This window comes from Enterobacter ludwigii (genome assembly GCA_023023105.1).
Taxonomy (GTDB): Bacteria; Pseudomonadota; Gammaproteobacteria; order Enterobacterales; family Enterobacteriaceae; genus Enterobacter; species Enterobacter adelaidei.
Genome location: CP083824.1, coordinates 3,737,183 through 3,756,872 on the forward strand (window position 1 = coordinate 3,737,183; position 19,690 = coordinate 3,756,872).

Annotated in this window: 19 protein-coding genes and 3 tRNA genes; 10 read left to right on the forward strand and 12 right to left on the reverse strand. The window is 53.7% G+C overall.

Annotated features, from left to right (window positions below; all coding sequences use genetic code 11):
- Positions 1–14: 14 nt before the first annotated feature.
- The 6 genes from LCD46_18035 to syd all read right to left on the reverse strand — a co-directional run bounded on the left by LCD46_18035 (position 15) and on the right by syd (position 5,758).
- Positions 15–1,355, reverse strand: coding sequence for a glucarate dehydratase family protein (locus LCD46_18035; protein ID UOY72996.1), 1,341 nt, complete (start codon positions 1,353–1,355; stop codon positions 15–17).
- The gene (gene gudP / locus LCD46_18040) at positions 1,355–2,710 is read right to left on the reverse strand and encodes a galactarate/glucarate/glycerate transporter GudP (GenBank protein UOY69939.1); all 1,356 of its coding nucleotides are present in this window, start codon (positions 2,708–2,710) and stop codon (positions 1,355–1,357) included. The genes LCD46_18035 and gudP overlap by 1 nt, the downstream gene beginning before the upstream one ends.
- 295 nt (positions 2,711–3,005) lie before the next feature.
- The gene (locus LCD46_18045) at positions 3,006–3,455 is read right to left on the reverse strand and encodes a flavodoxin (GenBank protein ID UOY69940.1); all 450 of its coding nucleotides are present in this window, start codon (positions 3,453–3,455) and stop codon (positions 3,006–3,008) included.
- A 24-nt stretch (positions 3,456–3,479) separates the two neighbouring features.
- Positions 3,480–4,256: a tRNA pseudouridine(65) synthase TruC gene (gene truC, locus LCD46_18050; GenBank protein ID UOY69941.1), complete on the reverse strand. Its 777-nt coding sequence runs from the start codon at positions 4,254–4,256 to the stop codon at positions 3,480–3,482.
- A complete protein-coding gene (locus LCD46_18055; protein ID UOY69942.1) occupies positions 4,253–4,582 on the reverse strand; it encodes a YqcC family protein in 330 nt (109 codons plus the stop codon). Before LCD46_18055 ends, truC begins: the two co-directional genes overlap by 4 nt.
- A gap of 630 nt (positions 4,583–5,212) precedes the next feature.
- The gene (gene syd / locus LCD46_18060; protein UOY69943.1) at positions 5,213–5,758 is read right to left on the reverse strand and encodes a SecY-interacting protein; all 546 of its coding nucleotides are present in this window, start codon (positions 5,756–5,758) and stop codon (positions 5,213–5,215) included.
- Positions 5,759–5,827: 69 nt separating this feature from the next.
- Between syd and queF the strand changes: the two genes are divergently transcribed.
- From queF to xni, 5 genes are all read left to right on the forward strand, one after another.
- The gene (queF, locus tag LCD46_18065; GenBank protein ID UOY69944.1) at positions 5,828–6,670 is read left to right on the forward strand and encodes an NADPH-dependent 7-cyano-7-deazaguanine reductase QueF; all 843 of its coding nucleotides are present in this window, start codon (positions 5,828–5,830) and stop codon (positions 6,668–6,670) included.
- A gap of 116 nt (positions 6,671–6,786) precedes the next feature.
- Positions 6,787–8,151 carry a nucleotide 5'-monophosphate nucleosidase PpnN gene (gene ppnN, locus LCD46_18070; GenBank protein ID UOY69945.1) on the forward strand — a complete coding sequence of 455 codons (1,365 nt, stop codon included), beginning with the start codon at positions 6,787–6,789 and terminating at the stop codon, positions 8,149–8,151.
- Between the two features lie 514 nt (positions 8,152–8,665).
- Positions 8,666–9,955 carry an HAAAP family serine/threonine permease gene (locus LCD46_18075; protein ID UOY69946.1) on the forward strand — a complete coding sequence of 430 codons (1,290 nt, stop codon included), beginning with the start codon at positions 8,666–8,668 and terminating at the stop codon, positions 9,953–9,955.
- Between the two features lie 63 nt (positions 9,956–10,018).
- The gene (locus tag LCD46_18080; protein UOY69947.1) at positions 10,019–11,386 is read left to right on the forward strand and encodes an L-serine ammonia-lyase; all 1,368 of its coding nucleotides are present in this window, start codon (positions 10,019–10,021) and stop codon (positions 11,384–11,386) included.
- A gap of 112 nt (positions 11,387–11,498) precedes the next feature.
- Positions 11,499–12,254 (forward strand): flap endonuclease Xni, encoded by a 756-nt coding sequence (xni, locus tag LCD46_18085; GenBank protein ID UOY69948.1) that lies wholly within the window; start codon positions 11,499–11,501, stop codon positions 12,252–12,254.
- A gap of 60 nt (positions 12,255–12,314) precedes the next feature.
- On the opposite strand, the gene rlmM is transcribed toward xni, so the two are convergent.
- The 4 genes from rlmM to LCD46_18105 form a co-directional block, all read right to left on the reverse strand.
- Positions 12,315–13,415: a 23S rRNA (cytidine(2498)-2'-O)-methyltransferase RlmM gene (gene rlmM / locus LCD46_18090; protein UOY69949.1), complete on the reverse strand. Its 1,101-nt coding sequence runs from the start codon at positions 13,413–13,415 to the stop codon at positions 12,315–12,317.
- Positions 13,408–13,803 carry a DUF423 domain-containing protein gene (locus tag LCD46_18095; GenBank protein ID UOY69950.1) on the reverse strand — a complete coding sequence of 132 codons (396 nt, stop codon included), beginning with the start codon at positions 13,801–13,803 and terminating at the stop codon, positions 13,408–13,410. The genes rlmM and LCD46_18095 overlap by 8 nt, the downstream gene beginning before the upstream one ends.
- Before the next feature lie 39 nt (positions 13,804–13,842).
- Positions 13,843–14,760 (reverse strand): glycine cleavage system transcriptional regulator GcvA, encoded by a 918-nt coding sequence (gene gcvA, locus LCD46_18100; protein ID UOY69951.1) that lies wholly within the window; start codon positions 14,758–14,760, stop codon positions 13,843–13,845.
- A 347-nt stretch (positions 14,761–15,107) separates the two neighbouring features.
- On the reverse strand, positions 15,108–15,335 hold the full coding sequence (locus LCD46_18105) for a YgdI/YgdR family lipoprotein (protein ID UOY69952.1): 228 nt from the start codon (positions 15,333–15,335) through the stop codon (positions 15,108–15,110).
- A 192-nt stretch (positions 15,336–15,527) separates the two neighbouring features.
- Between LCD46_18105 and csdA the strand changes: the two genes are divergently transcribed.
- Positions 15,528–16,733 (forward strand): cysteine desulfurase CsdA, encoded by a 1,206-nt coding sequence (csdA, locus tag LCD46_18110; protein UOY69953.1) that lies wholly within the window; start codon positions 15,528–15,530, stop codon positions 16,731–16,733.
- A complete protein-coding gene (gene csdE / locus LCD46_18115; protein UOY69954.1) occupies positions 16,733–17,179 on the forward strand; it encodes a cysteine desulfurase sulfur acceptor subunit CsdE in 447 nt (148 codons plus the stop codon). Before csdA ends, csdE begins: the two co-directional genes overlap by 1 nt.
- On the opposite strand, the gene tcdA is transcribed toward csdE, so the two are convergent.
- Positions 17,170–17,976, reverse strand: coding sequence for a tRNA cyclic N6-threonylcarbamoyladenosine(37) synthase TcdA (tcdA, locus tag LCD46_18120; protein UOY69955.1), 807 nt, complete (start codon positions 17,974–17,976; stop codon positions 17,170–17,172). The two genes, csdE and tcdA, sit on opposite strands and share 10 nt — an antisense overlap.
- 76 nt (positions 17,977–18,052) lie before the next feature.
- Positions 18,053–19,150: a murein transglycosylase A gene (gene mltA, locus LCD46_18125; GenBank protein UOY69956.1), complete on the reverse strand. Its 1,098-nt coding sequence runs from the start codon at positions 19,148–19,150 to the stop codon at positions 18,053–18,055.
- A gap of 208 nt (positions 19,151–19,358) precedes the next feature.
- Between mltA and LCD46_18130 the strand changes: the two genes are divergently transcribed.
- The 3 genes from LCD46_18130 to LCD46_18140 all read left to right on the forward strand — a co-directional run bounded on the left by LCD46_18130 (position 19,359) and on the right by LCD46_18140 (position 19,677).
- Positions 19,359–19,435, forward strand: a tRNA-Met gene (locus LCD46_18130).
- A 44-nt stretch (positions 19,436–19,479) separates the two neighbouring features.
- Positions 19,480–19,556, forward strand: a tRNA-Met gene (locus LCD46_18135).
- 44 nt (positions 19,557–19,600) lie between these two features.
- A tRNA-Met gene (locus LCD46_18140) sits at positions 19,601–19,677 on the forward strand.
- Positions 19,678–19,690 lie beyond the last annotated feature (13 nt).

The following is a 19,690-nucleotide window of genomic DNA, read 5'->3' on the forward strand; positions in this document are numbered from 1 at the left end:
GTTCAATCCTTTTATCAGTGACGTCCGAAAACAGGGCGCTTACGGTCAAATGTCCAACCGGGGATAAGGTACTGCATCGGTCCTGCGTCGTTACGCGCACCACCAGGCAGTTTTTTATACGCCTCATGGGCTTTATGAACCTGATCCCAGTCAAGCTCTACACCCAGCCCAGGCGCATCCGGCACAGCAATTTTGCCGTTTTTGATCTCAAGCGGATTTTTGGTCAGGCGAGCTTCACCCTCCTGCCAAATCCAGTGGGTGTCGATAGCGGTGGGGTTACCCGGTACCGCCGCGCCAACGTGGGTAAACATCGCCAGCGAAATATCAAAGTGGTTGTTGGAGTGGCAGCCCCAGGTTAGCCCCCAGTCATCGCACAGCTGTGCGACACGTACTGCACCTGAAAGCGTCCAGAAATGCGGGTCAGCCAGCGGAATATCGACAGCGTTCAGCATCACAGCGTGACCCATTTCGCGCCAGTTGGTCGCGATCATGTTGGTGGCGACTGGCAACCCGGTGGCGCGACGGAACTCGGCCATGACTTCACGACCCGAGAACCCCTGTTCGGCGCCGCAGGGATCTTCCGCATAGGTCAGGACATTCCCCAGCCCTTTACACAAGCTGATCGCTTCATCCAGCAGCCATGCTCCGTTCGGATCAACCGTTATACGCGCCTCCGGGAAGCGTTTTTTCAGCGCCCGGGCCGTTTCAATCTCCTGCTCACCTGGCAGTACGCCGCCTTTAAGCTTGAAATCTTTAAAACCGTAACGATCCTGCGCCGCCTCAGCCAGCCGGACAACGCTTTCACCGGAGAGCGCTTCCTGATGACGCAGGTGATACCACTCGTGGCTGCCCGGCGAGTGAGCCAGATAAGGCAGATCGGTTTTGTTGCGATCGCCAACATAAAACAGATAGCCGAGCACCGTCACCGCATCGCGCTGCTTGCCGGGCCCCAGTAATTCGCAGACCGGGACATGCAAGGTCTTGCCCAGTAAATCAAGCAGGGCGGCTTCCAGAGCGGCGACAGCATTGACGCGCAGTTCAAACGTCCACGCCCCTTTTCCGAAGGTATCAAAGTCTGCCGACTGATTTCCCTTATGTACCTGCTGGACCACCTTATTCAGCCGGGCGATCTCCTGACCCACCACCCGAGGTATGGCATCGACCAGCGTCTGATAAATCACCTCTCCGCCAGGCGCTTCGCCCACGCCGGTATTCCCTGCACTGTCTGTCAGCACAACGATATTACGGGTAAACCAGGCGTTATGTGCGCCGCCAATATTCAGCAGCATACTGTCCTGCCCGGCCACCGGGATGACCTTCATCTCAGTGACGATTGGGCTTGATTGCGTTGTCATCATCCACGCTCCGCAACAGGTTTAAGTTCGACGCGTTTGATATCCCCCACCAGCACCAGGTAACTCAGCACCGCCACCAGCGCATGCACACCCACGTAGATCAGCGCACCGTTGAAAGAGCCCGTCGTGCCGACGATGTAGCCGATAGCGATGGGGGTGACAATCCCGGAGATGTTGCCGAACATGTTGAACAGACCGCCGCTCAGACCACTGATCTCTTTTGGCGCAGTATCTGCCATCACCGCCCAGCCCAGCGCACCGATCCCTTTACCGAAGAAAGCCATCGCCATGAAGCCGATAATCATCCACTCGGTATTTACGTAGTTACAGAACACCATGGTCATGGAGAGCAGCATGCCGAGCACAATCGGCGTTTTTCGCGCGATGTTCAGGGAACCGGTGCGGCGCATCAGCCAGTCGGAAATCACCCCGCCGAGCACCCCCCCAACGAAGCCGCAGATTGCCGGAACAGAGGCGACAAACCCCGCTTTCAGAATCGACATACCACGCGCCTGCACCAGATAAACCGGGAACCAGGTGATAAAGAAGTAAGTTAAGGCGTTGATGCAATACTGGCCAAGATAGATCCCGATCATCATCCGCGAGCCGACAAGCTGTTTGATCTGTGCCCATTTCTGACTGAACGGGACTTTTGCTTTTTCGGATTTTTGATCCATGTTGATCAGCGCTCCGCCTTCGGCAATGTACTCCAGCTCTTTCTTGTTCACGCCGGGATGCTGGTTAGGTTCGTGGATCACTTTCAGCCAGATGAAGCTGATGACGATCCCAAGCCCGCCCATGAAGAAGAATACGTGCGACCAGCCCACCTCATGCGTCAGCCAGCCCATGATGGGCGCGAAGATCACCGTTGCGAAGTACTGTGCGGAGTTGAAGATCGCTACCGCCGTTCCCCTCTCCTGCGCCGGGAACCATGCCGCCACAATGCGGCTGTTGCCCGGGAAGGAAGGCGCTTCCGCTAAGCCTACCAGGAAGCGCAGCGTGAAGAGCGCCACGATAATGCCGAAGCCGCTGAAGATATCGACGAACCCCTGCAGCAGGGTGAACATCGACCAGATAAAGATGGACCAGAAATAGACGCGTTTAGATCCAAAACGGTCCAGCAGCCAGCCGCCAGGAATTTGCCCGATAACGTAGGCCCATGAGAATGCAGAGAAAACGTAACCCATGCCCACCGGATCAAGGCCGATGTCTTTTGCCATTTCCGAGCCGGCAATCGACAGCGTGGCGCGGTCACCATAGTTAAAGGACGTGACGATAAACAGCATCACCACTATCCAGTAGCGGGCATTGGTGCGCTTCTCAGCGCTGCTCGCTGCGTGGCTTAATGTACTCATTGTTGCACTCCTGAAACATAGCTTTCGCCTGGTTCATTCTGTACAGCACCGGTAGGGTAATCAGAATGAGATTTGTGTTTTGTCGTTTTGGTACGGCCTGACGCCGTTTTATAGTGACCGGAAAAGTATATGAAGGAGTGACACCGTCTCTCACCGTGCAAAAACACAGTATTAAAGGGGGTGTGAGAGGTTGTTTATGGCATTAGCCCAGGGGAGTTGAAGGTGGTTCACGGAATTGGCGTTTGGTGCGGGATGTACAGCCGGGTGGCGTCTACGCCTTACCCGGCATACAGAACTATTTAAGGAGCGTCGCCCAGTGTTCAACCCATGGGTTCGACTCGCTTTCAGGCTCAGGGTGTTCGCCCGCATCAATCAGCAGCATCTCGCCGACGCGTTGGGCGCTTTGTTCCTGCAGGAGAGCATCGAACTGCTTACCGCCGCCGCAGAAGTTGGCGTAAGAGCTATCGCCCAGCGCAATGATGCCGTAGTGAACGTCCGGTTGATAGCCGAGCTGGTCTTTAATTCCCTGGAAAAGCGGCACGATGCTGTCCGGGAGATCGCCTTGTCCAGTGGTGGAGGTCACCACCAGAATGTATTTATCTTGATACTTTTTCCAGTCTGCCAGTTCCGGGTCTTCATAGACCGTGGCTTTGTGGCCCTGGCTGGCGAGTATTGCCTCAGCCTCTTCCGCTACCAGCAGCGAGTTGCCGTACATTGTGCCGACAAAAATGCCTACTTCAGCCATGATATTTTCCCATATTGAATGCGTTTACTGTTCATCCTGAACGTTGCCCGATACAAACTCAACCCTTTCATTTTCGGGGAGTTGTCCCAGCCAGCCAAACTGTGACAGCGCCTGCATCCAGACGTCGTCCAGCCCCGCGCGTATAGTTAGCGGTTCGCCGGTAAACGGGTGCGTCAGGCTCAGCTCGCTGGCGTGCAACATCAGACGATGGCAACCAAAGTGTTCGGCCGCGCTGCGGTTCTGGCGCAGATCGCCGTGTTTGCTGTCGCCAATAATCGGGTGGCGCAGGTGCGCAAGATGGCGTCGCAGCTGGTGCTTACGCCCGGTTTTAGGCAGAAGCTCAACCAGGCTGTAGCGTGTGGTCGGAAATTTGCTGGTTGCCACCGGCATTTCGGTAGTCGCCATGCCACGATAATCCGTCACCGCAGGTTGCGGGCCTTTGTCATCACGGGCAAATTTATCGGCAATTTTGTCCAGCTCCTCCACCAGCGGATAGTCCAGCGTGGCACTTTCCGTCAGCCAGCCACGGACAATCGCGTGGTAGCGTTTCTGGATCTGGTGCTGTTCGAACTGCTGCGCCAGCAGGCGGCCTGCCTCGCTGGACAACCCCATCAGCAGAACGCCGGAGGTCGGCCTGTCGAGACGATGGGCAGTGAAAACATGCTGGCCAATCTGGTCGCGCACGGTTTGCATTACCACGACTTTCTCGTCGCGATCCAGCCAGCTTCGGTGCACCAGCCAGCCGGACGGTTTATTCACCGCCACCAGCCACTCATCCTGATAGAGGATCTCAAGCGTCATGCATCTTCACCGGCAAACAGGGCATCCAGCTTTTCCAGTTCGACCAGCATCACGTCGCGCGCTGGATGCGTCGCCTCAAGCGCCATTTCATAATAGGGAGAAACAGCAAAGGCCTGTGGCAGCGGATGACCGCCTTCCAGCAGTGCGTGCATACGCGGAATTAATACCCACTGGAGCCACTCGAACGGTGCCAGCGTATCCAGGCAGAATGGCTGTGTGCTTGCGAACGCTTCTGGCTGCGGTGCAGTCTCCTGCCACAGCTGATGTTGGCGCAAAAGGGCTTCGATGGCGTGCAACCGGGCACGAACGCGATCGTGTTGCGTCATAGTAACCTCAACTGAAAAAATGAACGGCGCGCAGCATAGCATTGCGGAAGACAGAAATAAAAAAAGGGAGCACTGTAAAAACAGTGCTCCCGGTTCGTTTCGCAGCATTCCAGCTACAATTCGTGCTCCCTGCTCATCCGTGACAACTTTTCCTGATGCCCGAAGGCCTGGTCATCCGTAAACCGATGCATCCTGCACATATCGTCCTGATATGTTTGTTTCATCCTGAAACATCCTGGCCTTCCTGACCCACCGCTCATCCTGACCGGCTCTCATTCTCCTTCCTGGAGGTGTCCCTTACGCATCCTGCGTTATCCTTTTGCTTCATCCTGAAGCCTTCCTGCAGCGCCATCCTGACGTGTCCTGAGTAAGAAACGCCATCATCCTGATGTTCGTTTCTCGTGTCGGCGTCCTGTCGACGGAGATAGAATCCGCTATTCCGCTTCGTCTTACAACCCACCCAGTCAGTTGTGTAAGCCTTAAGAAATCGCTAAAAGTCATGCAATGAACAAGTAATCCATTGAAAAACAGAGTAATATTAATCTTAATTAAATAAGGTAATACTGAATGTTCCAGCGATCTCTCACAAACCTTGTAAGAGATCTCTCACACGCGCTGTAGCATCAAGTATTACAGCAGTGGCTCAATTCGGGTAAGGAAATCCGCAAGAGAGGGGGCGAGGATTTCGCGATTGCGGGTACCGATTGTCTCTTTAACCACTTCACCAGACAGGTTACAGACGGATATTACATCCAGTTCGCTATCCAGCGTGGCAATAAAGAGTGTCGGAGAAAGCTTAAGGCGCTTTTGCGTGACCAGATGCCCAATCAGGTTTTCCTGAACACGCTGCAGATCGTCTTCACTCCACGTCTGCAACAGGGTCAACGTAATATCAGCAAAGCGTGCAGGCATATCCCCTGCAAATTGCGTGGTATAAAACGCATGAACGGCAGGTTGTATCACAATATCCATTGCCCGTTCAACCGCATTTACATTTTGCTCACTGGTGTTGGGCTTTGGCTGCCAGATCACGTAATCATCCTGAGAAGAGATAATGCACGGTGACGGCACGCCATATAAATCAGTACTTTGTGGCCATGTGTCATGCTTTTCATGCCATGCATCGCAATAACGGGTCGTGAAGGTAGTGAGGGCATTTGCAGTTTCGATGTCCACCGATTTCTCTCTTCTTGTAAGACAGGATAAACTCAGGCCATAAGTGTACCTGTAAAGTGGCTATGAAACATGTCTTACGAAAATCATCAGGCGTTAACCGGCTTAACGCTGGGTAAATCGACCGATTACCGCGACACCTACGATGCAAGCCTGCTGCAGGGTGTGCCGCGCAGCCTGAATCGCGATCCTCTGGGTTTACACGCGGATGCACTGCCGTTTGTCGGCGGAGATATCTGGACGCTGTACGAACTCTCGTGGCTTAACGCTCGCGGTTTGCCGCAGGTGGCGGTGGGCCATGTTGAGCTGGATTACGCCAGCGTTAATCTCGTTGAGTCCAAAAGTTTTAAGCTCTATCTCAACAGTTTTAACCAGACAAAATTCAATAGCTGGGACGACGTTCAGCACACCCTGGAACGTGATTTAAGTGCCTGCGCTCAGGGCAACGTAAGCGTTTCATTGTATCGTCTGGATGAACTCGAAGGGCAGCCCATTGCCCACTTCAACGGTACATGCATCGACGATCAGGATATCGAGGTGAACAGCTACGAATTCAGCACTGATTACCTTGAAAACGCGGCGAGCGGGAAGGTGGTCGAAGAGACGCTGGTCAGCCATTTGCTGAAGTCCAACTGCCTGATTACCCATCAGCCGGACTGGGGTTCCGTGCAGATCCAGTATCGTGGCCCGAAAATTGACCGGGAAAAACTGCTGCGCTATCTGGTGTCGTTCCGTCATCACAATGAATTCCACGAGCAGTGCGTGGAGCGCATCTTTAATGACATTCAGCGTTTCTGCCATCCTGAGACGCTGAGCGTTTACGCGCGCTATACCCGACGTGGTGGGCTGGATATTAACCCGTGGCGCACCAATACCAATTTTGTGCCTGCGACTGGCCGTCTGGTGCGTCAGTAACATAAATATTTTCATAATATGCGGGCGGTATTCCGCCCGAAGTGTTGTGAAATCTCATAAGCCAGGGCTATTGTAATCAACAGGGAAAGACGATAATCGTCCCGTAAGGAGCTCACTTGATTACACATATTAGCCCGCTTGGCTCAATGGATATGTTGTCGCAGCTGGAAGTGGACATGCTTAAACGCACGGCCAGCAGCGATCTTTATCAACTGTTTCGTAACTGTTCACTTGCCGTACTGAACTCCGGAAGCCTGACAGATAACAGTAAAGAACTGCTGTCCCGCTTCGAAAGCTTTGATATCAACGTGCTGCGCCGCGAGCGTGGCGTGAAACTGGAAGTGATCAACCCGCCGGAAGACGCCTTCGTCGACGGGCGCATTATTCGCTCACTTCAGGCCAACCTGTTTGCCGTGCTGCGTGACATCCTGTTTGTTAACGGGCAGATCCACAACGCGGGCCGTTTCCAGCATCTCGATCTGGAAAGCTCTGTCCATATCACCAACCTGGTATTCTCGATTTTGCGAAACGCTCGTGCCCTGCACGTCGGCGAAGCACCGAACATGGTCGTTTGCTGGGGCGGCCACTCCATTAACGAAACCGAATATCTCTATGCCCGTCGGGTGGGAACGCAACTCGGCCTGCGTGAACTGAATATCTGTACGGGCTGTGGCCCAGGGGCAATGGAAGCGCCAATGAAAGGTGCCGCGGTTGGGCATGCGCAGCAGCGTTACAAAGAGGGGCGGTTTATCGGTATGACCGAACCGTCAATCATCGCTGCTGAGCCACCTAACCCGCTGGTTAATGAGCTGATTATCATGCCGGATATCGAGAAACGTCTTGAGGCGTTTGTCCGTATCGCCCACGGCATAATCATCTTCCCGGGCGGCGTGGGGACAGCGGAAGAGTTGCTTTATCTGCTGGGCATTCTGATGAACCCGGCCAATAAAGATCAGGTTCTGCCGTTGATCCTGACCGGACCAAAAGAGAGCGCCGACTACTTCCGCGTGCTGGACGAGTTCATCGAGCATACGCTGGGGGAATCCGCGCGTCGTCACTATCGCATCATCATTGATGATGCAGCAGAAGTGGCGCGTCAGATGAAAAAAGCGATGCCGCTGGTGAAAGAGAATCGTCGTGATACCGGTGATGCCTACAGCTTTAACTGGTCAATCCGCATTGCGCCGGACCTGCAGATCCCATTCGAACCTACGCACGAGAATATGGCGAACCTGAAACTCTACCCGGATCAGCCGGTGGAAGTTCTGGCCGCCGACCTGCGTCGTGCCTTCTCCGGGATTGTGGCGGGGAACGTGAAAGAGATGGGCATCCGCGCCATTGAACAATATGGTCCGTACAAAATACACGGTGACCGCGAGATGATGCGTCGCATGGACGACATGCTGCAGGGCTTTGTCGCTCAGCACCGCATGAAGCTGCCAGGCTCAGCCTACATTCCTTGCTACGAGATCTGCACTTAACGCTTAGCGTCTTCTCTTTAAAGCCGGGTCGCAGTACAACGCGTCCCGGCTTTTTTATTACCGAAGCAATTCATAGAGATCGCTTATGTCTTTTACAAATCACGCGAGGACGCAAACGATTACCTCGATTTTACAACCGCAAGTTATCAGCCTTAATCCAAATTACCTGCCAGAAAATACTAAAAACCCGTTTCTTTACAGCTAAAGACACCTATATCACGGGCCTGACTTTCAGCTCACATGTCGTTAGTGGTAGCCTTCGCGCCCGTAAATTCTCTTTGATGTTTTTTTAACAGATAAATGGTCTAAAGATGCCCACATCATAAGTGGATTATTGCATTTGAGATCGCGATCACTGATAGATTCATAACGAGAATGTATCTTTCCGCCCGCCAATAGTTACGGGTGAAAATTATTAAAAAACCGTCACTGAACGAATTTCATATTACCGTCAGGCACTTTTTCATCGGATTTGACTTAAAACCTGACAATTTGCTTCCTCCAGGAGATACAGATGGAAACCACTCAAACCAGCACCGTTGCTTCGATTGAATCCCGAAGTGGTTGGCGCAAAACGGATACCATGTGGATGCTTGGCCTTTACGGCACGGCAATCGGCGCTGGTGTACTGTTCCTTCCTATCAACGCAGGCGTCGGCGGTCTGATCCCGCTGATCATCATGGCCATCATTGCTTTCCCGATGACCTTCTTCGCACACCGCGGTCTGACCCGCTTCGTGCTGTCCGGTAAAAACCCGGGCGAAGACATCACTGAAGTGGTTGAAGAGCACTTCGGTATCGGCGCAGGTAAACTGATTACCCTGCTCTACTTCTTCGCGATTTACCCAATCCTGCTGGTTTACAGCGTGGCAATCACCAACACCGTTGAAAGCTTCATGACGCACCAGCTGCACATGACGCCGCCTCCGCGTGCAATTCTGTCTCTGATTCTGATCGTAGGCATGATGACTATCGTGCGCTTCGGTGAGCAGATGATTGTTAAAGCAATGAGCGTACTGGTCTTCCCGTTCGTGATTGCTCTGATGGTACTGGCTTGCTACCTGATCCCACAGTGGAACGGTGCAGCACTGGAAACCCTGTCCCTGAGCAGCGCATCTGCAACCGGTAACGGCCTGCTGATGACCCTGTGGCTGGCGATTCCGGTAATGGTCTTCTCCTTCAACCACTCCCCAATCATCTCCTCCTTCGCAGTGGCGAAGCGTGAAGAGTACGGCAACGGTGCAGAGAAGAAATGCTCCAGCATCCTGGCACGTGCACACATCATGATGGTACTGACCGTGATGTTCTTCGTGTTCAGCTGCGTACTGAGCCTCTCCCCGGCGGATCTGGCAGCAGCGAAAGAGCAGAACATCTCTATTCTGTCTTACCTGGCGAACCACTTTAACGCACCAGTCATTGCGTGGATGGCACCTATCATCGCGATTATCGCCATCACCAAATCCTTCCTCGGTCACTACCTGGGCGCGCGTGAAGGCTTCAACGGTATGGTGATCAAATCTCTGCGCGGTAAAGGCAAGAGCATTGAAATCAGCAAGCTGAACAAAATCACCGCTCTGTTCATGCTGATCACCACCTGGGCAGTTGCGACTCTGAACCCAAGCATCCTGGGCATGATTGAAACTCTGGGTGGCCCGGTTATCGCGATGATTCTGTTCCTGATGCCGATGTACGCGATTCAGAAAGTGCCTGCGATGCGTAAATACAGCGGCCACATCAGCAACGTCTTCGTTGTTGTGATGGGTCTGATTGCCATCTCCGCTATTTTCTTCTCACTGTTCAGCTAATACCTCCTGCGCCGTCCTCGGGCGGCGCATTCTTCCTCTCTGACTGAAAGCAATGGACGCATCATGATTAGCGTATTCGATATTTTCAAAATCGGTATTGGTCCTTCCAGCTCTCACACCGTCGGACCAATGAAAGCCGGTAAGCAGTTCACGGATGACTTGATTGCACGCGGCATTCTGCACGACGTAACCCGCGTGGTTGTTGATGTTTACGGTTCTCTTTCCCTGACCGGGAAAGGCCACCATACCGATATCGCCATTATCATGGGCCTGGCGGGAAACCTGCCGGATACCGTTGATATTGACGCGATCCCTGGCTTCATCCAGGACGTTAATACCCACGGTCGCCTGCTGCTGGCAAATGGCGAACATGAAGTGGAATTCCCGGTTGATCGCTGCATGAATTTCCATGCTGACAACCTGTCGCTGCACGAAAACGGTATGCGTATCACTGCGCTGGCCGGCGACAAAGCGGTATACAGCCAGACTTACTACTCTATCGGCGGCGGTTTCATCGTCGACGAAGACCACTTTGGTCAAACCAGTACCTCTTCGGTCGACGTGCCTTATCCGTACAAAACTGCGGCGGACCTTCAGCGTCACTGCCAGGAGACAGGACTTTCCCTCTCCGGCCTGATGATGAAAAACGAGCTGGCGCTTCACAGCAAAGCGGAGCTGGAACAGCACTTTGCTAACGTCTGGGAAGTGATGCGCGGCGGTATTGAGCGCGGGATCACCACCGAAGGCGTTCTGCCTGGCAAGCTTCGCGTGCCGCGTCGTGCAGCAGCGCTGCGCCGTATGTTGGTCAGCACCGACAAAACGACAACAGACCCAATGGCAGTTGTGGACTGGATCAACATGTTCGCGCTGGCAGTAAACGAGGAGAACGCCGCAGGTGGCCGCGTGGTCACCGCGCCGACCAACGGTGCCTGCGGTATCGTTCCGGCCGTGCTCGCGTACTACGACAAGTTTATCCGCGAAGTGAACGCTAACTCTCTGGCGCGCTACCTGCTGGTCGCCAGTGCGATCGGTTCCCTGTATAAGATGAACGCGTCAATTTCTGGTGCGGAAGTAGGCTGTCAGGGTGAAGTCGGTGTGGCTTGCTCTATGGCGGCGGCGGGTCTGGCTGAGCTGTTGGGTGCAAGCCCAACGCAGGTGTGCATTGCTGCAGAAATTGGCATGGAACATAACCTGGGGCTGACCTGTGACCCGGTTGCCGGACAGGTACAGGTGCCGTGTATCGAGCGTAACGCGATCGCTTCCGTGAAAGCGGTGAACGCTGCACGTATGGCCCTGCGTCGTACCAGCGAACCGCGCGTCTGTCTCGATAAAGTTATCGAAACCATGTACGAAACCGGGAAAGATATGAACGCCAAATACCGCGAAACCTCTCGCGGCGGTCTGGCGATGAAGATCGTTACCTGCGATTAAGCCTCTCAGGAAGCCTCGTTTTGCGAGGCTTCTTCCTGTTTCCCCTCACACTATTCGTTTCATCCTGCCGACAGTGTTACCCTTTACCCATCAGATTTAAGGGAGAATCTCTGTGGCTGTTCATTTGCTTATTGTCGACGCACTCAACCTGATTCGCCGGATCCATGCGGTACAAGGCACCCCCTGTAAAGACACTTGCCTGCACGCACTGGAGCAGCTTATCCGCCATAGCGAACCGACTCATGTTGTGGCCGTGTTTGACGACGAAGCGCGTAACACTGGCTGGCGACATCAGCGCCTTCCGGATTACAAGGCCGGACGTGCCCCGATGCCAGACGATCTGCATGACGAGATGCCCGCCATTCGCGCCGCCTTTGAACAGCGCGGCGTCCCTTGCTGGGGGGCGCATGGCAATGAAGCTGACGATCTGGCGGCAACACTTGCGGTTAAAGTTGCCAGCGCTGGGCATCAGGCGACGATTGTTTCAACCGATAAAGGCTACTGCCAGCTGCTCTCACCTACGATCCGCATCCGTGATTACTTCCAGAAACGCTGGCTCGATGCCCCTTTCATTGCCAGTGAGTTTGGCGTCTCGCCTGAACAGCTGCCAGATTACTGGGGGCTGGCGGGGATCAGCAGCTCGAAGGTGCCGGGTGTCGCGGGTATAGGACCAAAAAGTGCCGCTCAGTTGCTAACGGATTTTCAGAGTCTGGAGGGAATTTACGCCAGGCTGGATGAGGTGCCGGAAAAATGGCGCAAGAAGCTTGAAGCACACAAAGAGATGGCCTTTATCTGCCGGGATGTAGCGACGCTACAAACGAGTTTACTGCTGGACGGAAACTTGCAGCAGTTAAGGCTGGAACGTTAATACAATTCACGATTTGTCTGCCCGGTAAGCGCAGCGCCACCGGGCAAAATAAAGCACACACTATCGCTCGTCGCGACGTCCACCGACAGCGGCCCACCAGCGACGAATATGCACCGTCACCTCTTCGCGGTCGTGATACAGCTGACGCGCCTGGATCTCCGCATTAATGCCATGCTCATCCAGTTGCTGCTGAATATAAGCCAGATTCTGCGACACTTCCTCATAGCGCTTTTTCATTGGCAACTTGAGGTTGAAGATCGTCTCACGACACCAGCCGTTCACCAGCCAGGAAGCCATCAGCGCGGCCACTTTGGCCGGTTTCTCAACCATATCGCACACCATCCAGGAGATGTTGTTCCGGTTCGGACGATAGCGGAAACCATCTTCACGCAGCCAGGTAACCTGCCCGGTATCCATCAGGCTTTGTGCCATCGGGCCGTTATCGACAGATGAAACCCACATGTTACGTTTCACCAGTTGGTAGGTCCAGCCGCCCGGGCACGCACCGAGATCGACGGCATACATGCCGTTTGCCAGACGCTCGTCCCACTCATCTGCCGGGATAAAGACGTGGAAGGCTTCTTCCAGCTTCAGCGTTGAACGGCTCGGCGCATCGGCCGGGAAGCGCAAACGCGGGATGCCCATAAAGAAGGGAGAGTTGTTGGTGGTGTATGAATACCCCGTATAGCAGCAGCCTGGTGCGATAAAGAAGATATGCACCACCGGACGTTTAGGCGTTTCGTAGTTCGTCAGGATACCCGCATCACGCAGCGCTGCACGCAGCGGTACGGTAAATTTGCGGCAGAACTTCATCAGCTCTTTGCTTTCATTGGTATCCGCCACTTCAACGCGCAGATCCCCGCCCTTCTCCACCACGCCCTGCAGCATGCCGACAATTGGGGTGATACGGTCTTCCGGCGGAAGATCCTTCAGCAGTTCACCCGCGACAAACATCTGGCGGGCAAAGATCAATGAGTTGAAAGGTAGTTCACGCGCCAGCTTATCCGCGTCTTCAGGCTGATAGCATTCAAATACCACATAGCCTGCATTCTCTTTAACGCGCGCAAAGCCGAAGACCTCGCGCTTTGCCGCTTTATCGGTAATTTCCGCGGCGCACTCTTTCTCAAACCCCGGGCGACAATATAAAACAACCTTATTCATGAACAACGCCCTTGCGTTTCAGACGGATAGCTCCGATAAACATTAATACCCAACCCGCCAGGAAGCTAACGCCACCGACAGGTGTAACAAACGCCCACAGGCGTAAATGCGAAAGTGCCAGACAGTAGAGACTGCCACTGAAAAGCACGGTGCCCAACGCCATAAAGACGCTGCTCCAGTAAAACCAGATACTGATACGGCGCTGCATCGCCACCGCCAGCCCAAAAATAGCCAACGTGTGGAATGCCTGATATTCAAGGCCGGTCTGGATCCAGCCCATCTCTACTGCGCCCAAAGACTTGCTTAATACATGTGCGCCAAAAGCGCCCAGTGCAACAAAAATAAAGCCACTCACCGCGGCAAAAATCAGCATGAATCGGCTGGTCATGTTTAAGTCCTGAATTGATGCGTGCCCGGCACACAAACGTTATTGTTCATACCTGAAGCGGAATTTTTCTTGCTCGCTTGCCGCTTTCGCCAGTATCCACTGCCGGAAAGCGGCTATTTTACCCAGTTCTGCCTGACTGTCATGACAAACCAGATAAAACGCATTCTTGCTGACCAGAACATCATTAAAAGGGCAAACCAAGCGGCCAGCCTCAATTTCGGACTGCGCCATGACGTTGTTCGCCAACGCCACGCCCTGCCCGTGAATAGCAGCCTGTAACACCATCGCACTGTGGCTAAAAATGGGCCCCTGCTGCACGTTTATATGAGTAAGACCTAATTGACGGGTATAAGTTTGCCAGTCACGGCGAGACGCATCATGTAAAAGTGTATGTTGCGCCAGGTCAGCAGGTGTCTTCAGCGCCTTTTCACCCGTTAATAGCAGAGGCGAACAGACCGGCAGGAGATATTCTGCGTATAATTTTTCGACGCGCAAGCCCGGCCAGTTACCGCGACCGTAAAAAATGGCGACATCGACGTCATCTGCCAGCTTGTCTTCCTGACGATCTACCGCCTGGATTCGAACGTCGATCCCCGGATAAGCTGAGTTAAAGCTTGAGAGTCTTGGCACCAGCCATTGAATGGCAAAACTGGGCAATAAACTAACAGTCAGGGCACCTTTTGCACTTCGGGCCTGCAGCTTACGCGTGGCCTCCGTGAGCTGGGAAAAAATCTCTTTAATATCCTGAAAATAGCTCTGCCCCTCTTCGGTCAACAGCAATGAACGGTTGCGTCGACGAAACAGCTTAAGGCCCAGAAAATCCTCCAGGGACTTGATTTGGTGACTTACTGCGGCCTGTGTCACAAAAAGCTCATCTGCTGCACGTGTAAAGCTCAGGTGACGTGCTGCTGCATCAAAAACACGTAATGCATTAAGGGGTGGCAATCGCTTCGACATGGTTATCTGGCTTAGATGTTAACGGATTTTAACAAACAGGAAACAACGCTTAACCTATTAGTTTTTTTTATCTGAGACATTATAATTTGTCCGTTGAGGAACTACCAGCAAATACCTATAGTGGCGGCACTTCCTGAGCCGGAACGAAGAGCTTTTTTTGGAATGCGTGTTCTGAAGGGCTTTTGGCTTACGGTTGTGATGTTGTGTTGTTGTGTTTGCAATTGGTCTGCGATTCAGACCACGGTAGCAACGCTACCAATTTTTCACTTCCTGTACATTTACCCTGTCTGTCCATAGTGATTAATGTAGCACCGCCAATTTGCGGTGCTTTTTTTTCGCCTGCGATCTTAGTGCTGAATCTCAACCATCTCTTTAACATCGCTTCGGTTGATCTGCTGCTTGTTCCCGTTGGCATCTTTGTATGAAATCATCCCGGTATCATTATCAGTTGACGGTTTCCCTTCCGAAACGATGGAACGACCATCGTTGGTGTGCATCACGTAGTTGTTACCAGAACAGGCGCTCAGGGCAAAAGTAAACGCACAGGCAGAAATGATTGCAGCTGTCTTGTTCATGATTATTCTCCTTTAGCAATTAATGCTATTCAAACCTCGATTTATAACAGGCTAAAACATCCGCCTAACACTATTTAGCATAACCTGCTTTTTTGGGGTCATCAGGATAAGCAGACAATTCTGATAGATATCAACCTCCTTGCCCTGCCGCTGAAATTGCGCGACGATCTTGCTATTGAAATGAGGAATCCCATGAACGCTTTCAGTCCCGCACATTTTCGCGAACAGTTTCCGGCGCTGGCCGATGCCGGTATTTATCTTGATAGCGCTGCCACCGCCCTGAAGCCACAGGCGGTTATTGAAGCGACGCAGCAGTTCTACAGCCTGAGCGCCGGGAATGTGCATCGCAGCCAGTTTGCCGAAGCGCAGCGTCTGACCGCGCGCTATGAAGCCGCACGCGATCAGGTAGCACGTTTGATCAATGCAGAAGGCGGGAAAAATATCGTCTGGACGCGGGGTACGACCGAAGCCATCAATATGGTGGCCCAGTGCTATGCACGCCCGTTGCTACAGCCTGGAGATGAGATCATCGTCAGTGAGGCAGAGCACCATGCCAACCTGGTACCGTGGTTGATGGTAGCTGAGCAAACGGGGGCACGTATTGTGAAACTCCCGCTGGGACCAGATCTCCTACCCGACGTGGCTCAACTGCCTGAGTTGATTACTTCACGCAGCCGCATTCTGGCCCTCGGGCAGATGTCGAACGTCACGGGGGGATGTCCGGATCTGGGTCAGGCCATTCGCATCGCCCATGCCAGCGGCATGGTGGTGATGGTCGATGGCGCACAAGGGATCGTGCATTTCCCTGCTGATGTGCAAAAGCTGGATATTGATTTTTACGCTTTCTCTGCACACAAGCTGTACGGCCCAACCGGCATCGGTGCGTTGTACGGTAAGCCGGAACTGCTGGCGCAAATGACACCGTGGCTCGGTGGCGGCAAAATGATTACCGAAGTGACCTTCGACGGCTTTAAAACCCAGGAGATTCCCTATCGCCTTGAAGCCGGTACGCCAAACGTGGCCGGCGTCATTGGTCTGAGTGCCGCTCTCGAATGGCTTGCTGAAACAGACACTGCTCAGGCTGAAAACTGGAGCCGCGGACTAGCGACGCTCGCAGAGGAAGAACTCAAAAAGCGCCCGGGTTTCCGCTCGTTCCGCGTTCAGGATTCCAGCCTGCTCGCCTTTGATTTTGCGGGCGTTCATCATAGCGACATGGTGACGCTACTTGCCGGGTATGGCATTGCCCTGCGTGCCGGACAGCATTGTGCCCAGCCGCTCCTGGCGGCGCTCGGCGTTAGCGGTACGCTACGCGCCTCATTTGCGCCATATAATACCCAAAGCGATGTTGATGCGCTGGTTGCCGCCGTCGACCGCGCCCTTGAAATACTGGTGGATTAATGACTCACGCTGCTTTAGCCGGACACCCGTTCGGCACGGTCATCACAGAAGAGACCTTAAAACAGACCTTCGCCCCTCTCTCACAATGGGAAGATAAATATCGCCAGTTAATCCTTCTCGGTAAACAGCTCCCGACGCTGTCTGACGACCTAAAAGCCCAGGCAAAAGAGATCGCTGGCTGCGAGAACCGCGTCTGGCTGGGCGTCAGCGTCGCTGGCGAGAAGCTGCATTTCTTTGGCGACAGCGAAGGACGTATTGTCCGCGGGCTGTTGGCGGTACTGTTAACCGCCGTCGAGGGGAAAAGCGCGGCGGAGTTGCTGGCACACTCGCCGCTGGCGCTGTTTGATGAGCTTGGACTGCGGGCGCAGCTTAGCGCCTCACGCGGCCAGGGTCTGATCGCGCTCAGCGAAGCGGTACAGGATGCGGCACGTCAGGCTCAGGCCTGACGTTCTGCTTTCGCCATCATCTTCTTCAGGGCGTGAGATACAGCTATAAAACCGAAGGACGCGGTCACCATGGTGGCCGCACCAAAGCCTGAGGCACAATCCATACGTTTTGGCCCTTCCGCCGTACTTTTCATCGCACAGACAGAGCCATCAGCCTGCGGGTAGACCAGCGCTTCTGTAGAAAACACGCAGTCAACGCCGAGCTTGCCTTTGCTGTTCTTCACCACGTTAAAGTCGCTCTTCAGCCTTTCACGCAGCTTGGCAGCCAGCGGATCCTGAATGGTTTTCGCCAGATCGGCCACCTGGATCTGCGTAGGGTCGATCTGCCCTCCTGCGCCACCAGTGGTGACCAGAGGTACCTTGTAACGACGACAGTAAGCGATCAGCGCCGCTTTAGGGCGTACGCTGTCAATGGCATCAATCACATAGCTGTAGCCTTTATTCATGTACTCTGCGACGTTATCGGCTGTCACAAAGTCGTCAATGACCGTCACCCGGCATTCAGGGTTGATCAGACGAATACGCTCCGCCATGACCTCAGATTTTGCCAGACCGACGTTATCACGCAGAGCATGGATTTGACGGTTGGTGTTGGTGACGCACACGTCGTCCATATCAATCAGCGTGATTGCGCCAATACCGGTTCTCGCCAGCGCTTCTGCCGCCCAGGAACCCACACCACCAATACCCACGACGCAAACATGCGCATCCGCAAACAGCTGCAGGGCTTTTTCACCATAGAGACGTGCCGTGCCGCCAAAACGCTGACGCCAGGCATCACTGATTACCACTGACATAAAACCTCAGATGTAAAAAGGGTGAGGTTTCTCCTCACCCTGAACATGAATCCGTATTGCGCTCAGAATACCACAATCAGCCGCTGAATACGCTTCCTGCGCCCGGCGCTGCTTTGAGCACCCATACGCGTCCGTAGTGGTTATACCAGCCGGCACGGTGACCCGCATCCGGACCAATCCCCTGATAGATATCGAAGTGCTGGCCTTTAATCGCCCCACCCACATCCAGCGCCACCATCAGACGTAGCTCATACTGGCCGTTAAATTTGCCATTATTATCCAGCAGAGGCACTTCCGCGAGCAGCGTAGTGCCAGCAGGAATAATTGAACGATCCGATGCCACCGACGCACGACCAATCAGCGGTACAGCGCTCGCCCCTTTCACCGGAGCAAAGTTTTGCGGTTTAAAGAAGACAAACGACGGGTTCTGCTCCAGCAGCTCGCGCACCTCGGCTTCGCTGTGTTTTTCGCCCCACTCGCGGATCGCCTGCATCGACATATCTTCTTTCTTCACTTCGCCGCGATCGATCAACACCTTACCAATACTGCGATAGGCATGGCCGTTTTTACCGGAATAGCTGAAGAAGTTAAGGGGCGAACCATCACCGAAATCAATATAACCGCTGCCCTGAACATCCATGATGAAGTTATCCATCAGTGAATTGCTGTAAGCCAGGACGTAGTTTTCGCTCAACGCACCAGAGTAGATTTCTGCACGGGACGGCAGGCGACCGCGTTTTGGCGGCATACGATAAATTGGATACTGGAATTCGCCCTGGCGGGAGTGCCGCGCCTGAATCACTGGCGTGTAATACCCCGTGAACTGGACGTTCCCGTAGTTATCTGCCCCTTCCATCTGCCAGGCGTCGATACCAAACTGGCGCATGTTGCGCGTATCGCCGCCCGCGCGCAGCCAGTCCTGTACTGCACTGTAAACGTTGTTTTGTGAGCCATACAGGCGTGGTGACGCATTGCGGATCTGATAGACCTGCTCGGAGAAATCTCCGGCGTTAATCGGTGCGCCAACCGCATCAGGCTGGTTAACTAAGGAGAAAGGCTGGGATAATTTCCCGTCTTTATACTGTTGACCGCGATCGGTCGGTTTGGAAGAGCAGGCCGCAAGAATGGCTACCATTGCGCCCGTCATCAGATACTTCGCCCAACGTCCTTTCATTATATCTCGTCTTTAAGTTGCCCATTTCCGCGTGATGAAGATAACAAACCGCCAGGGCTAATGAAATGCGATCGCATGACCTTTGGCAAATTTTGCGCAAAAAATAGTCCAAACAGAGCCATGTCGTTCAATTTGCATACAAAATCATGATTTATGTGAAAAAGGGGTTGCATCACAAACCTATCCGAGTATAGTGCGCATCCACGGACGCGGGGTGGAGCAGCCTGGTAGCTCGTCGGGCTCATAACCCGAAGGTCGTTGGTTCAAATCCGGCCCCCGCAACCAATCAAATTTGAAGAAGTAAGTTTCTACAGAAGTAGAAAGACGGACGCGGGGTGGAGCAGCCTGGTAGCTCGTCGGGCTCATAACCCGAAGGTCGTCGGTTCAAATCCGGCCCCCGCAACCAATCAAATTTGAAGAAGTAAGTTTCTACAGAAGTAGAAAGACGGACGCGGGGTGGAGCAGCCTGGTAGCTCGTCGGGCTCATAACCCGAAGGTCGTCGGTTCAAATCCGGCCCCCGCAACCAACACTTCTTAAAA

Bases quoted from the DNA above. Each gene is read 5' to 3' on its own strand.
- LCD46_18035 (UOY72996.1), bottom strand. From the start codon at position 1,355: ATGACAACGCAATCAAGCCCAATCGTCACTGAGATGAAGGTCATCCCG.
- gudP (UOY69939.1), bottom strand. From the start codon at position 2,710: ATGAGTACATTAAGCCACGCAGCGAGCAGCGCTGAGAAGCGCACCAAT.
- LCD46_18045 (UOY69940.1), bottom strand. From the start codon at position 3,455: ATGGCTGAAGTAGGCATTTTTGTCGGCACAATGTACGGCAACTCGCTG.
- truC (UOY69941.1), bottom strand. From the start codon at position 4,256: ATGACGCTTGAGATCCTCTATCAGGATGAGTGGCTGGTGGCGGTGAAT.
- LCD46_18055 (UOY69942.1), bottom strand. From the start codon at position 4,582: ATGACGCAACACGATCGCGTTCGTGCCCGGTTGCACGCCATCGAAGCC.
- queF (UOY69944.1), top strand. From the start codon at position 5,828: ATGTCTTACGAAAATCATCAGGCGTTAACCGGCTTAACGCTGGGTAAA.
- LCD46_18075 (UOY69946.1), top strand. From the start codon at position 8,666: ATGGAAACCACTCAAACCAGCACCGTTGCTTCGATTGAATCCCGAAGT.
- LCD46_18080 (UOY69947.1), top strand. From the start codon at position 10,019: ATGATTAGCGTATTCGATATTTTCAAAATCGGTATTGGTCCTTCCAGC.
- rlmM (UOY69949.1), bottom strand. From the start codon at position 13,415: ATGAATAAGGTTGTTTTATATTGTCGCCCGGGGTTTGAGAAAGAGTGC.
- LCD46_18095 (UOY69950.1), bottom strand. From the start codon at position 13,803: ATGACCAGCCGATTCATGCTGATTTTTGCCGCGGTGAGTGGCTTTATT.
- gcvA (UOY69951.1), bottom strand. From the start codon at position 14,760: ATGTCGAAGCGATTGCCACCCCTTAATGCATTACGTGTTTTTGATGCA.
- LCD46_18105 (UOY69952.1), bottom strand. From the start codon at position 15,335: ATGAACAAGACAGCTGCAATCATTTCTGCCTGTGCGTTTACTTTTGCC.
- csdA (UOY69953.1), top strand. From the start codon at position 15,528: ATGAACGCTTTCAGTCCCGCACATTTTCGCGAACAGTTTCCGGCGCTG.
- csdE (UOY69954.1), top strand. From the start codon at position 16,733: ATGACTCACGCTGCTTTAGCCGGACACCCGTTCGGCACGGTCATCACA.
- tcdA (UOY69955.1), bottom strand. From the start codon at position 17,976: ATGTCAGTGGTAATCAGTGATGCCTGGCGTCAGCGTTTTGGCGGCACG.
- mltA (UOY69956.1), bottom strand. From the start codon at position 19,150: ATGAAAGGACGTTGGGCGAAGTATCTGATGACGGGCGCAATGGTAGCC.